At 65.5% G+C, this 13,538-nt stretch carries 10 protein-coding genes; 2 read left to right on the top strand and 8 right to left on the bottom strand.

The features are described 5' to 3' along the window. Positions 1-77 precede the first annotated feature (77 nt). The gene (gene efp / locus N4264_RS10500; RefSeq protein ID WP_261696984.1) at positions 78-644 is read right to left on the bottom strand and encodes an elongation factor P; all 567 of its coding nucleotides are present in this window, start codon (positions 642-644) and stop codon (positions 78-80) included. 80 nt (positions 645-724) lie between these two features. Between efp and epmB the strand changes: the two genes are divergently transcribed. Further along, the gene (gene epmB, locus N4264_RS10495) at positions 725-1,750 is read left to right on the top strand and encodes an EF-P beta-lysylation protein EpmB (protein WP_261696983.1); all 1,026 of its coding nucleotides are present in this window, start codon (positions 725-727) and stop codon (positions 1,748-1,750) included. Between the two features lie 193 nt (positions 1,751-1,943). Further along, the gene (locus tag N4264_RS10490) at positions 1,944-4,016 is read left to right on the top strand and encodes an EAL domain-containing response regulator (RefSeq protein WP_261696982.1); all 2,073 of its coding nucleotides are present in this window, start codon (positions 1,944-1,946) and stop codon (positions 4,014-4,016) included. A gap of 89 nt (positions 4,017-4,105) precedes the next feature. On the opposite strand, the gene N4264_RS10485 is transcribed toward N4264_RS10490, so the two are convergent. The 7 genes from N4264_RS10485 to N4264_RS10455 are packed head-to-tail and all read right to left on the bottom strand — an operon-like array spanning position 4,106 to position 13,471. Further along, positions 4,106-4,966, bottom strand: a complete 861-nt coding sequence (locus N4264_RS10485) for a DMT family transporter (protein WP_261696981.1) — start codon at positions 4,964-4,966, stop codon at positions 4,106-4,108. Continuing rightward, complete coding sequence (locus tag N4264_RS10480) at positions 4,963-6,150, bottom strand: MFS transporter (RefSeq protein ID WP_261696980.1); 1,188 nt, start codon at positions 6,148-6,150, stop codon at positions 4,963-4,965. The genes N4264_RS10485 and N4264_RS10480 overlap by 4 nt, the downstream gene beginning before the upstream one ends. After that, positions 6,147-7,517 carry a replication-associated recombination protein A gene (locus tag N4264_RS10475; RefSeq protein WP_261696979.1) on the bottom strand — a complete coding sequence of 457 codons (1,371 nt, stop codon included), beginning with the start codon at positions 7,515-7,517 and terminating at the stop codon, positions 6,147-6,149. Before N4264_RS10475 ends, N4264_RS10480 begins: the two co-directional genes overlap by 4 nt. Before the next feature lie 54 nt (positions 7,518-7,571). Beyond that, complete coding sequence (locus N4264_RS10470; RefSeq protein ID WP_261696978.1) at positions 7,572-9,365, bottom strand: tetratricopeptide repeat protein; 1,794 nt, start codon at positions 9,363-9,365, stop codon at positions 7,572-7,574. A gap of 7 nt (positions 9,366-9,372) precedes the next feature. Further along, positions 9,373-10,020, bottom strand: a complete 648-nt coding sequence (lolA, locus tag N4264_RS10465; protein WP_261696977.1) for an outer membrane lipoprotein periplasmic chaperone LolA — start codon at positions 10,018-10,020, stop codon at positions 9,373-9,375. A gap of 12 nt (positions 10,021-10,032) precedes the next feature. Beyond that, positions 10,033-11,121 (bottom strand): hypothetical protein, encoded by a 1,089-nt coding sequence (locus N4264_RS10460; protein WP_261696976.1) that lies wholly within the window; start codon positions 11,119-11,121, stop codon positions 10,033-10,035. 4 nt (positions 11,122-11,125) lie between these two features. After that, positions 11,126-13,471, bottom strand: coding sequence for a DNA translocase FtsK (locus tag N4264_RS10455; RefSeq protein ID WP_425508345.1), 2,346 nt, complete (start codon positions 13,469-13,471; stop codon positions 11,126-11,128). Positions 13,472-13,538 lie beyond the last annotated feature (67 nt).

Genomic DNA, 13,538 nt, shown 5'->3' with positions numbered 1-13,538 from the left:
GGTTTCCCCCTCGAGGACTCGCGGCCGCCACGCCGCAAACGCGGCGTGCGTCGGCGTGGCGTAAACCGCGGCGATGATCACTTGACGCGCGATACGTACTCGCCGGTGCGGGTATCAACCTTGATCTTTTCGCCCTGCGCCACGAACAGCGGAACGCGCACCACGGCGCCGGTCTCGAGCTTGGCCGGCTTGCCGCCGCCGCCCGAGGTATCGCCACGGACGCCCGGGTCGGTCTCGGTGATTTCCAGTTCGACGAAGTTCGGCGCGGCCACGGTCAGCGGCGCGCCATTCCACAGGGTGACGACACAGGTTTCATTGCCCTTGAGCCACTTGGAGGCATCCGCCATCGCGTTGGCATCGGCACCTACCTGCTCATGGGTTTCCGGGTGCATGAAGTGCCAGAATTCGCCGTCGGAGTAGAGGAACTCCATGTCGGTGTCCATCACGTCCGCGGCTTCGACCGAATCGGTCGACTTCATCGTCATTTCGACGACGCGGCCGGACTTGATGTTGCGGTACTTGACGCGGGTGAAGGCCTGGCCCTTGCCCGGCTTCACGTATTCCGTATCGGTGATCACGCACGGCTCTGCGTTGACGATGATTTTCATGCCGTTCTTGACATCGTTCATGCCATAGCTGGCCATGTGTCACTCCTGGAAACTGATTCGCCGCTGCACAGCGGCTACAATGGTGGACTGCCCGGAAATCCGGAACCTAGCTCGCAATGATAACCCCGAACCGCGTTGGCGCGCAGCCGACCGATCCACGGTCCCCGTCCGGCCGCTGGCAGCAGCTGTGGCGCGAGGCTGTCACCGACCCGCTGGAGCTGCTGCGACTGCTGGGCCTGGAAAACCAGGCGGAGCGTCTGTTGCCGGTACGCGACACGGGTTTTGCCACGCGTGTGCCGCGCGGCTACATCGCCCGGATGCGTCCGGGCGACCCGGCCGACCCGCTGTTGTTGCAGGTATTGCCGGTCGCGGCGGAACTCCTGGAATCACCGGGGTTCGTGACCGACGCCGTTGGCGACATGGCGGCCCGCAGTGCGCATGGCGTGCTCCAGAAATACCAAGGCCGCGCCCTGCTGATTGCCACCGGATCGTGTGCGGTGAACTGCCGGTTCTGCTTTCGGCGCCACTTTCCCTACGCCGACGAAACGGCCGCCGCGAATCGCTGGCAGGCGGCGATAGCCGCGGTCGTGGCAGACGCCGGCGTTTCCGAGGTCATCCTCTCCGGCGGTGACCCTTTGTCGCTTTCCACGCCGAAACTCACAGAGCTGACCGACGGCCTGGCGGCGGCGCCACACGTCCGTCGCCTGCGCATTCACACGCGGCTTCCGGTGGTGCTGCCCGAACGCGTCGATGCGGCGCTGCAGGGCTGGCTGGGCTCGCTGTCGCAACAGAAGGTGCTGGTGCTGCACGTCAATCACCCCAACGAGCTGGACGGCGCGACAGCCGAAGCCTGCCGCCGGTTGCGCGAGGCCGGCGTCACCCTGCTGAACCAGAGCGTGCTGCTGCGCGGGGTCAACGACGCAGCTGACGTGCTGTCGGAGCTGTCCGAGCGCCTGCTGGAGCAGGGGGTCCTGCCCTACTACCTGCACCAGCTCGACCGCGTCCAGGGCGTCGCCCATTTCGAGGTCGACGACGAGCGGGCCCTGGCATTGGTGGAGACGCTGCGTGAACGGCTGCCGGGCTATCTTGTGCCCCGGCTGGTCCGCGAAATCCCCGGCGAAGCCTCGAAGAGTCCGGTGTGACGATTTCCTCGATCCCGCGCCGTTCCTGTGGAAATGACCGGATGAATCCGGTAAAAACGGCGATGAGCGGTCGCTTGATCCGTCAAGTCGCCAATACAACAAGGAATGAAATGCGCCGGATGCGGCTCCAGTCCATGGGATCTCTCCCGGCGTCACCTGACCGCCTGCTTCCTTTTCCCCTGCGCCCGAGCCCATGACTAAACAGGATAGTGTCATCAAGTTGTTGCTGATCGAAGATTCGGTCGAAGACGCCGAACAGCAGATCAGCATGTTGCGCAATGGTGGCATCGCCGTACGGCCGGCCCGGGCCAGCAACGAAGCAGAGCTGGAAGACCAGATCGCACAGCAGACTCCCGACCTGATCCTGGTCAATCTCGGCGCGAAGTCCCTGCAACTGGGTCAGGTGGCCGACAGCGCCAACCGCACCGGCAAGGACATCGCCATCATCGCCAGCGCGGTGGCGCCGAACGAAGAGCAGATCGTCAACGCCTTCCGCGAAGGCGCGCGCGCCGTGGCGCTGCGCAGCCGCCCCGATCACACCCAGATGATCGTCAAGCGCGAATTTGAAGCGCTGCACACGCGTCGCAGCGTGCGCCGGCTGGAATCGGCGCTGCGCGAAACCGAACGCCGCTGCGAATCGCTGCTCGACTCCTCGCGCGACCCGATCGCCTACGTGCACGAAGGCATGCACGTGCGTGCGAACAAGGCCTACCTGGAGATGTTCGGCTACGACGAGTTCGAGGACATCGAAAGCATGTCGATCCTCGACATGATCGCCCCCGACGACGCCGACGACTTCAAGACCCTGCTCAAGAAGCTCTCCAAGGGCGAGAAACCGCCGCAGAAGCTGAACCTCAAGGCGCAGCGCGGCGACGGTTCCACCTTCGATGCCGTGATGGAGTTCGCCGAGGCCAGCTACGAGGGCGAGCCCTGCCAGCAGATCATCTTCCGCCAGCAGACTGCCAATCCGGAACTTGAGAAAGAACTCGACGCCCTGCGCTCGAAGGATCTCGTCACCGACCTGTTCAACCGCCAGCACCTGTTGCTCGAACTGGACCGCGCGATCGCCCATGCGGCCGGCGGCCGCAGCGACCGCGCCCTCTTGCTGCTGGAACCGGACAACTTCAAGCAGGTGCTCGACACGATCGGCATCGGCAACACCGACCTGCTCCTGGGCGACCTGGCCAACCTGATGCGCCGCCACCTCAACGAGGTGGACGTCGCCGCCCGTTTCGCGGACCACACGTTCGCAGTGCTGCTGATCGATCGCGATCACGAATCATCCAAGAAGGTCGCCGAGACGCTGCGCAAGGCGTTCGAAGACCGTATCTTCGATATCGGCAAGCAGTCGATCAGCGTCACGATGAGCATCGGCGGCACGCTGATCAGCGAAAAGAACGCCAATGCCCAGGCCATCCTCGGCCAGGCCAATACCACGCTGCGCGCGGCGCAGAACGAAGGCGTCAACCGCATCAACATTTTCGATCCGGCGGCACAGGACAAAGCCGCGGAAGAAAAGCAGCGCCACTGGCTCAAGCTGGTGCAGGACGCCCTGGCCAACAACGGCTTCGTCCTGTTCAACCAGCCGATCATCAGCCTGCATGGCGCCGATGGCGAGTTCTTCGAGATTCTCCTGCGCATGCAGGGGCCCAAGGGCGAAATCACGCCGAACTTCTTCCTGCCGATCGCCGAACAGCACGGACTGATGCCGCAGATCGACCGCTGGGTCATCGCGCACGCCATCAAGGCCCTGGTGGAACGCGAACGCGCCGGCAACAAGACCACGTTCTTCATCAAGCTGACCCCACAGTCGCTCGAAGACCAGACCCTGCTGCCGTGGGTGGCGCAGCAGCTCAAGAATGCGCGCCTGCGCGGCGATGCACTGGTCTTCGAGATGCCGGAGAGCAAGGTCGTCACCAACCTCAAGCCGGCACGCGCCTTCGCCCACGGCCTCAAGCAACTGCACTGCGGCTTCGCCCTGGAGCAGTTCGGGTCAGGCCTGAATTCCTTCCAGTTGCTCAAGCATATCGACGTCGACTATCTCAAGCTCGACCGCAGCTACATGGCCGAATTGCCCAAGCACAAGGAAAACCAGGAAAAACTCAAGGAGCTGTGCGACCAGGCCCACCACGCGGGCAAGCTCACCGTCGCCGAGTTCGTGGAAGACGCGGCCAGCATGTCGATCCTGTTCAGCTGTGGCGTCAACTTCGTACAGGGCAACTTCCTGCAGGAACCGGAAAAGATCATCGCGCACGACGTGCGCTGATCCTGGTCTTCCGCCGGCGCGCGGCACCGCGCCACTACAGCCGCTGGCGCGACCTGCGCCAGCGGCTGCGCCAGGTAGCTTGTGCACCGTCAACCCTCGTGACCGCGATCCCCCTTGAGCAGGTACAGGCCTGCAATCACGATGATCGCTGCGCCAGTCACCATTCGCGCCTCGGGCAGGGTGCTCCAGAACAGCCAGTCAAACAGCAGGCCCCAGGCCAGTGCGGTGTACTCCAGCGGCGCAGCGACGGACGCCGGCGTCAACCGGAACGCTTCCGTGATGCCGTAGAGCCCCAGCGTACCGCTCAGTCCCACGCCGACCAGCAACCAGACATCCTGCGCGAGGACCGGCTTCCAATCGGGTAGCGCCGACGCCGTCGCGAACACGCACAGCAATGTGATCATCCAGAACATCATCGCGGGCGTACTGTCGGTGCGTCCGAGAATGCGGCCGGTGATCGCGGAAATCGAATAACTCGCCGCCGACACCAGCACGGCGGCACCGCCCAACGAAAGCATACCCTCGCCGCTCGGCCGCAGGATCACCAGCGTGCCGCCCAGTCCGACGCCGATCGCCACCCATCGGCGCCAGCCCACCCGTTCGCCGAGCATGGGTCCGGCCAGGGCGGTGATCATCAGCGGGGCGACGAAAAACAGTGAATACGCCTCGGTCATCGGCAGGTAGCGCAGGGCGTAGGCGAACGACGACAGCATCGCCACTGACAACGCCCCTCGGAGCAGGTGCAAGGGCCAGCGCACCCGCACCAGCTGGCCAACACCGCCATTGGCGACCGACCACAGGACGATGAGCGGCCAGGACGCCAGGCCGCGCAGCGCTGCCACCTGCATCGCACCGTAGTGCGCAGACAATGCCTTGAGGCCTGCGTCCATGAAGGAGAACGCAGCGACCGCACCCAGCATGCACAGGATGCCACGCAGATACGGCGTCATCCGATGGCCCTGGATCCCGCCGGAGGCGCCACCCAGACCCGCAGCAATACCGCGGCCGCCAGGGCGCAGACGCCGCCGAAGCCGAATGCCGCCAACGGCTGGATGTCGCTCCACAGCCAGCCAAACACCAGCGATGCCGGAAGCAGCATCAGACCGACCACCAGGTTGTACCAACCGAAGGCGGTGCCGGCACGTTCGGCTGGCACGAGATCAGCCACCAGCGCCTTCTCGGCCCCCTCGGTGGCCGCCAGGAAGACGCCATAGAACGCAAACATCGGCCAGATCAGCCAGGGTGTGGGCGGCAGCAATCCGAAGACGACGTAGAACACCGCGTAGATCGCCCAGCCGCCGGTGATCAACCGGCGCCGGTCAATGCGATCGGACAGCGCCGACAGCGGCGTGCTCAGCACCGCTGCCACGCCACACACCACGGCCCAGGCCAGTGGGATCTCGCTCGCGGTGAGGCCCAGCTCCTGCGCGCGTAGCAGCAGGAACATGTTCGACGAGTTGCCCAGGGTGAACAGCCCGAGCACAAGCAGATAACGCCGGAATGCCGGCGGAAAATCGCCCAGGTGCCAGGTCCACGGCTGGGTCTTGAGCACCGGAGGATGCGACGGCTCGCGGATGACAAGGGTGAGGATGATCACCACCAACGCCGGAAGAATCGCCGCGAAGAACACCTGCCGCAGCGAAAACCCGGCCGCCAGCAGTCCCGCCGCGACCAGCGGGCCGGCCACGGCACCGAGATTGTCCATTGCGCGGTGCAGGCCGAACGCCATGCCACGGCGCGACGGATCCACGCTCAAGGTCAGCAGCGCGTCGCGCGGCGCCGCGCGCAGCCCTTTGCCCAGACGATCGGCGAACCGGCAGGCCAGCACGCCGCCCCAGCCCGTGACGAACGCAATCATCGGACGCGCCAATCCCGCCACGCTGTAGCCCGCCACGACCCAGGGCTTCATCCGGCGCAAACGGTCAGCCATCACGCCGGCAACCAGCTTCAGCAGGCTGCCAGCCGCCTCCGCGACGCCTTCGATCAGGCCCAGGACCTTTGGACCCGCCATCAGCACGCCGGACAGATACAGCGGCACCAGCGGGTAGATCATGTCGCTGGCGGTGTCGTTGACCAGGCTGACCAGGCCCAGCAACCAGACGGTGGCTGGCAGGGAACGCAAGGCCGCGATCATGCGCGCGACCTCCGGCCCTTAGGCTCCGCCGATGCGGAACGCGCCGCCTCGCGGGCCTGGCGCAGCGCGTTCACCTTCTCCGCGATTTTTCCTTCCAGCCCCCGCTCGGTAGGCCGGTAGAACTGGCGTCCGACGAGGGCATCGGGCAGGCACTGCTGGTCTAGCGCTACCCCGCCCTCAACATCGTGGTCGTACTGGTAGCCGGCACCGTAGCCGAGATTCTTCATCAGCCGGGTCGGCGCATTGCGCAGGTGAACGGGTACCTCGAGAGTACCGTTCGCCGCGATTTCGGCCTTCGTTTCGTTGAATCCGACGTACACGGCATTGCTCTTGGCGGCGACTGCGAGGTACACCGCCACCTGCGCCAGAGCCAGATCCCCCTCGGGACTACCGAGCCGGTCGTAGGTATTCCAGGCCTCCAGGGCCATGCTGAGGGCACGCGGGTCGGCCAGGCCGACATCTTCGATCGCCATTCGTGTCAGCCGCCGCGCGAGGTAAGCCGGATCGCAGCCCCCATCCATCATGCGCGTGACCCAGTACAGCGCCGCATCGGCGTCGGACGAGCGCACAGATTTATGCAGCGCGGAGATCTGGTCATAGAACTGTTCGCCCCCTTTGTCGAATCGGCGGGTGCGATCGGCCAGCACCTGCGCCAGCGTCACCTCGTCGATCACGCCGCCATCGGCCAGCTCCGCGGCGATCTCCAGCAAGGTCAAGGCGCGTCGCACATCGCCGTCGGCGGCCTGGGCGATCAGGCCCAGCGCATCGGCATGCGGTCGCAGAGCCATCCCGCCCAACCCGCGCTCCGCATCGTGTAGCGCACGCTCCAGCGCACGCTGGATGTCGGTGGCCGACACGGCTTCCATCACGTGCACGCGACAGCGCGACAGCAAGGCGGAATTGAGTTCAAACGACGGGTTTTCGGTCGTCGCGCCGATGAAAAGGATCACGCCTTTCTCGATGTGCGGCAGAAAGGCATCCTGCTGCGCCTTGTTGAAGCGGTGCACCTCATCGACGAAGAGCACGGTCCGCACGCCCCGGGCAAAATTCGCGGCTGCCTCCTCCAGCGCCACGCGCACGTCGGCCAGGCCCGACAGCACGGCAGATATCGCGCGGAACTCGGCCTCGGCGTAGCGCGCCAGCAACAGGGCCAGTGTGGTCTTGCCGCAACCGGGCGGCCCCCACAGGATCATCGAGTGCACGTGCCCCGCCTCGATGGCGCGTCGCAGCGGTTTACCCGGATCGAGCAGGCGTGTCTGCCCGACGATTTCGTCGAGGCTGCGCGGGCGCATGCGTTCGGCCAGCGGCTTCAAACCCTGCGGCTCGGCGAACAATCCATGTGTGCTGGCGGGTTTGCGGCGGGACATGGGGCGATGATAACCGCTCACGCCGGGCTGCTGGCCCGGCCTCGACCAATGGCTTCAGGCCGGTACGATGTCGAAGGCAATGGTCAGGCGCGTGTGGTCCGGCGAGCCGGTGAAGGGCACCGTGCCGTGCCAGAAATAGGATGGAAACAGCGCCAGCAGCCCCGGTTGCGGGCGAATGAAATGATCTGGCCCTGTCGGCGGTGATGTGGGATAGCCCGGTTGCCCGAACTGAAGCCAGCCATCCTGGCAGTCGTCCGAGATCGCGGGCGGCAGGTCGATGTAACACGCGGACGAGAACCAGCCTTCCTGGTGGAAATGGTTCGTGTGGAATCCGCTCGCGCGCAACTGCACCGACCAGATGCCGCGGATCGCGTAGTTCTCGCTGTAGCGACGGCGGAGTGGATCCGAGCCGGGCCCGATCGCCGTGAGATGGCGCCGGATCGGTCCGTCAATCGCCTGGAAGAATGCACGAATGGCCGGATCCTCGCTCTTTTCGAGTTCCTGGTGGGTCTGCGTGCCACCCCGCAGGGACTGCCCCACCGGATGGGCCTTGGCCAAGTGCATCCGGCGCAGGGCCCCAGCCAGATCGCCGAGATAGTCTTCCAGACGGTTCCAGCCAGATGGCGTCTCCAGCAATGTTGCCGAAACAAACCGCGAGTAGTCGTAGAGCTCGCCGTATTCCGGTTTCCCCAGCTGGCGCAGGGCCACGGCCTGTACAGCCAGTGCGTGCTGGTCGGCCGGATCCTGCGCCAGCAAGGCCGTTGCCAGGCGCAACGCGCGATCGGGCTGTCCGGCGGCCAGCGTGGCGTCCGCCAGCGCAATGGCGACGCCAGGGCGCTGTGGCGCCAACTGCCAGGCGCGCTCGGCGTCGCGCACCGCGACAGCCGCATCAAATTTCAACGCGAATTCCGCGCAGGCCTGGGCCAGGAGGGCATCGTCCGGCCGCTGCCGTGCGGCATCGGCGAGCAATGCCCGGGCGGCTTCCGGCCCGCGCGCATAGTCGTACAAACGCGCTTTGTGGACGAGCAGCGCCGTGCACGCCGGATCGCGCCGAAGCGCCTCGTCCAGTGCCGCCGTGGCAATCGCCGGGTCGCCGCTGCGGGTCCAGCGCAGCTGCACGAGATCCTCCTGCGCCAGCAGGTGGCCGGGGGCATGACGGACGACTTCCACCAGCGCCGCTTCCGCCTCGCCCAGCCGGTCCTGCGCCAGCAACGCCCGCGCCAACGCAAACCAGGCCTCGGGCCGGTGTGTCGGCAGCAACCGTCGCGCCAGGGATTCCGCTGCACCCGCCTGCTGCGCCTGCGACAGTGACAACGCCAGCTGAAGGTCAGCCGCCAGGCACGAGCGGTCCGCGCCAAATCCGGCTGACAGCATCGCTGCGTCATCGCCCCGCCCGGCGGCGATCAGTGCTTCGGCGCGGATACGCAGAAAATCCGGGGGAATCGCGTGCGGGAAGGTCCGGTCGATGCGCTCGAGTACCTGCGCCGGACGGGACAGCTGCAACCAGAGCCGCAGCAGCGACCGCAAGGCAACGCGGTCGTTCGGCTGAATCCGGAGCGCCGCTTCGAAAGCGGCTTCGGCTTCCGCGGTATTCCCCAGGCGGGACTGCACTTCGCCGCGGGCGGCATGGAGCGGCGCCCACTGCGGCCGGTGGCTCAGGGCCTCGTCCAGAACCCGCAGTGCCCCCTCGCCGTCACCCGTTGCCAGCAGCGCGGCGGACAACAGCCGCGCCGCTTCCGCATCCGTCGGATCAGCGTGCAGCGCCTCCCTCAGCAGGGCAGCGGCCTGCGCCGGCTGCGCGTGCTGCAATGCTGCCATCGCCTGCTGCAGCCACCCCTGCCGATCCATGGGCCGGCTAGTCCTTGACGGGATGCACTTCGGCTTCGGGTTTGACCTCGCCGATCACATCCACGCCCGCCGGCGGCTTGAACGTGAACGTACCCGGCGTCACCGGCGCATTGCGTTTCCAGTCGGAGAACTGGATTTCGGTGCGATTGCCGAGCGTGTCCTTGAACACCATGCGCGTCAGGCCAGCCGTGGTGAAGCCGAGCTCGGCATACTCGAAATCGGCCTCTTTCGCCTTGGATTTCAGGCGCAGCCACTGCGCCCCGTCGCGCTCGCCGGCTTCGGTGGCGACGTATTCGCGATCCAGCTGTGAAAGATCGGTCAGCACCGTCAGCGGACTGTGCGATTCCTCGATGCCCTGATTACGTACCGTGACCTGCTCCAGATCCGGGTCATAAATCCATACGTGCATGCCATCGGCAATGATGTGCTGCGCGTAGGGCTTACTGACGTCCCAGCGGAACTGTCGCGGTGCTTCAAGCGCGAGCGTCCCACGGGTTTCCTTGCCGGGCTTGTCGTTCGCGTCGAACACCGTTTGCTGGAACGAGCCGGAGAGTGAACGGAGCCCCTTGGCAAAGGTATCCAGCTGCTCCCGGGCAGTGGCGGCGGAAACAGCCTGTGCGGCGAGCATCATCAGTAGGGCAGCGACAGTTCGCATGGTTTTCCGTCGTCAGGAGGTAAAGGGTGCCGTATGGACAGCGGCCGTCGGCACAGATTCCGTAGACGCCAGCGTTGTCTGCACGGCGTTGACAAACGCGTGCGGCTGGTCGACGCCCAGGTAGATGATTTCAATCTGCCGCTCACGGCCGAACAGGCCCGCCACCGCCTGGGGGCTGCGCAAGCGGATACAGACATTCGGGTCGCCCGATTCGCACAGGCGCAGCTGCGTGCTGTCGCGTGTTACCGGGCCACGGTGCAGGGTGATGGACTCGATCTGCGACAGTGCTATGGCCTGTTCGGAGAGGAACATTCCGTAGCGCAGGTAGAGCTGCCTGTCATCCAGGGATATCGGGCAGCGCTGCGTCGCGCGGTAATGCGCAAACAGGAACGCGAGCGAATAGAGGGAAAGTCCGGTGAAGATCCAGGCCGCCAGGGAGCTCCACAGGGAAACCAGCAGGTGCGCCACAGGGAGCTCGGCCGCAATCAGGACCAGGAAGCCCTGCTGGTTGGCCAGGTTCGCATCCTTGGCGTGGTAGCTGAAATGGCGGGTACCCCGATAGGCCCATTTCCAGCGCGGCGGTGCGAACACCATGAACCAGATACGCAGTTCGAAAGCGAGGATGCGCGTGACGAAGCCGGGGCCAAACACTTTCTCGACGACGCCGGTCAACGCGTAGTCCGGATTTTCGGCCCGCCGCAGGCCGCCGAGCGCACGGAAAAACAGGAAGAGGATGCCAAGTTCGATCGCAACGCCGATCGCCAGGCTGAGGTTGCGCAGACCACGCAGCGTGTCCCAGAACGGACCTGCGAGCGGCGGCAGGATCCAGCTCGCCAGCAGATAGCCAAAACCCGCCAAAGCCAGCGCACCGCGCAAGGCCCGTCGCGGTTCCCGGCGGTGCAGGAAGGCATAGATGGCCGGTACGGTCAGGAGGTAGTCGATCATCACCGGCCACGGCGGCATCGGACCTGCGTCACTGAACGGCAGGGGAAACGTCACCATCGCCCATCCCGCCAGATAGATCAGGCCGGCGAGGCCAACGGTCATCCGGCGCGCGCGGCGCAGTTCGGCGGATGACATGACGGGGACAGTGGTGTTCATCGCGTTACAGCTCCGGCGGCGGCGGGGCCAGCACGGTCCGGTTGCCGTTGTGCTCCGGTGCACTGACGATACCCTGTTGTTCCATCAACTCGATGAGGCGTGCAGCGCGGTTGTAACCGATCTTCAGGCGGCGCTGGACGCCCGAGATGGACGCGCGGCGCGATTCGGTCACGATGCGCACGGCCTGGTCGTACAGTTCGTCGTATTCGCTGTTGCCTTCGCTGAGCTCTTCCGGCAGGCCGGTCTCTCCGATCACCTTGCCATCGCCGAGCGTCTGCACTTCCATCAGCACGCCCTCGACATACTCGGGACGTCCCTGCGCGCGCAGCCATTCGACTACCTTGTGCACTTCGTGATCATCGACGAAGGCGCCATGGACGCGCTCGGGCGTGGCCGTTCCGGGCGGCAGGTAGAGCATGTCGCCGTGACCCAGCAACGTCTCGGCACCGGATTGGTCGAGGATGGTGCGCGAATCGATCTTCGAGGACACCTGGAAGGCGATGCGCGTGGGAATGTTCGCCTTGATCAGGCCGGTGATGACGTCGACCGACGGACGCTGCGTGGCCAGGATCAGGTGCACGCCGGCGGCGCGCGCCTTCTGCGCCAGGCGCGCAATCAGCTCTTCGACCTTCTTGCCGACAATCATCATCATGTCGGCGAACTCGTCGATGATGACGACGATGTAGGGCAAGGTCTGCAGCGGTTCGGCGCGCCGTTCCGGCTGCGACGCATCGGGGCGGAACAGGGGATCGAGCAGGGGCTGGCCCGCCTCGTCCGCCTCGCTGACCTTCTTGTTGAAGCCCGCGAGATTGCGCACGCCCACGGCAGCCATCAGCTTGTAGCGCCGCTCCATCTCCGCCACACACCAGCGAAGCGCGTTGGCGGCTTCTTTCATGTCCGTGACGACCGGTGCGAGCAGGTGCGGAATACCTTCGTAAACCGACAGCTCGAGCATCTTCGGATCGATCATGATCAGACGGACGTCACGGGCGCTGGCCTTGTACAGAAGACTCAGCACCATCGCATTCACGGCGACGGACTTGCCCGAACCGGTGGTACCGGCAACCAGCAGGTGCGGCATCTTGGCGAGGTCCACCACCACCGGGCGGCCGCCGATATCCTTGCCCAGCGCCAGGGACAACGGCGATTTCTGTGCGTCGTACTTGTCAGAGCGCAGGATCTCCGACAGGTATACGATTTCACGATTTGCGTTGGGGATTTCCAGGCCGATGACGTTCTTGCCCGGAATGACGTCCACGACACGGACGCTGACGACCGACAGGCCGCGCGCGATGTCCTTGTCGAGGTTGGAGATCTGGCTGCCGCGCACACCGGCTGCCGGTTCCATTTCAAATCGCGTCACCACCGGGCCGGGAAAGACACCGACCACCTGCGCCTCGATACGGAAGTCCTTGAGCTTGAGCTCGACCTGGCGCGAGAGCACGTTGAGCGTTTCTTCCGAATAGCCCTTGCTCTGCTGCTTGGGATCATCGAGCAGGGACAGCGGCGGCAGGTCGCCATCGACAGCGGCACCGACAAAGAGCGGGATCTGCTGCTCGCGCTCGGCCCGCTCGCTTTTCTCGATCGGGCCCGTCGAGGGCTTTTCGATACGTACCGGCTCTCGCCGCGCCTGCTTGACGGTCTCGACCTTGCGCACTTCCTCGCGTTCGATCCGCGCGGCGCGGCCAACCCGCGCGTCGTCGGCCTTTTTCAGGCTGCCGCCGATCCAGCCCACGGCCGTGATCAGGCCGCGCCCGATCGCGTCCATCAGCTTGAACCAGGAAAGGCCGGTGGCAAAGGTCACCGCGATCAGGAAGGCCGCCAGCAGGAACAGTGTCGCGCCGAGGAAACCGAAGCCGTGCAGCAGGCCGCCGCCGACCATCTTGCCGAGAATGCCACCGGCCTTCTCGGGCAGCTGGCTGGGCCCGGTGAAATGCAGATGAGCGAGCCCCGTGCCCGACAGGAAGAACGCGACGAACCCGACCAGCCGCAACGACGGCTCCAGCGCGGACGTGGCTTCATCCTCGCGCGGCCGCAGGATGCCCATGCCGACGGCAACCAGCAGCAGGACCGGAAAGACGTAGGCGAGCCCGCCGAAGAAGTAGAACGCGAGGTCGGCAATCCAGGCGCCGACGGCGCCGCCGAAGTTATGAATACGCTCGGGCTCGCCGGCGTGGGACCAGCCAGGGTCCTGCGGGCTGTAGCTCAGGAGGCAGGCCACCAGGTACACGACCAGGGGCAGCAGCAGGATGAACGCGACTTCGCGCAGACGTTTGTGGGTCTGCTCGGAGGCGGCCGTGGTCGGAGTTGCTTTGGAATTACGCGCCACCGGAAGCCGCACCTTAGGAATTACGTCTAAGCGATTGTTACCAGTTAGGATCTTTGAAGCAATGCGGCAGCGGATGCGGGACCGGATG

This window comes from Tahibacter amnicola (assembly GCF_025398735.1).
GTDB lineage: Bacteria > Pseudomonadota > Gammaproteobacteria > Xanthomonadales > Rhodanobacteraceae > Tahibacter > Tahibacter amnicola.
The sequence above is the reverse complement of the archived record's forward strand: the minus strand, read 5'-3'. Positions and strand labels throughout refer to the sequence as shown.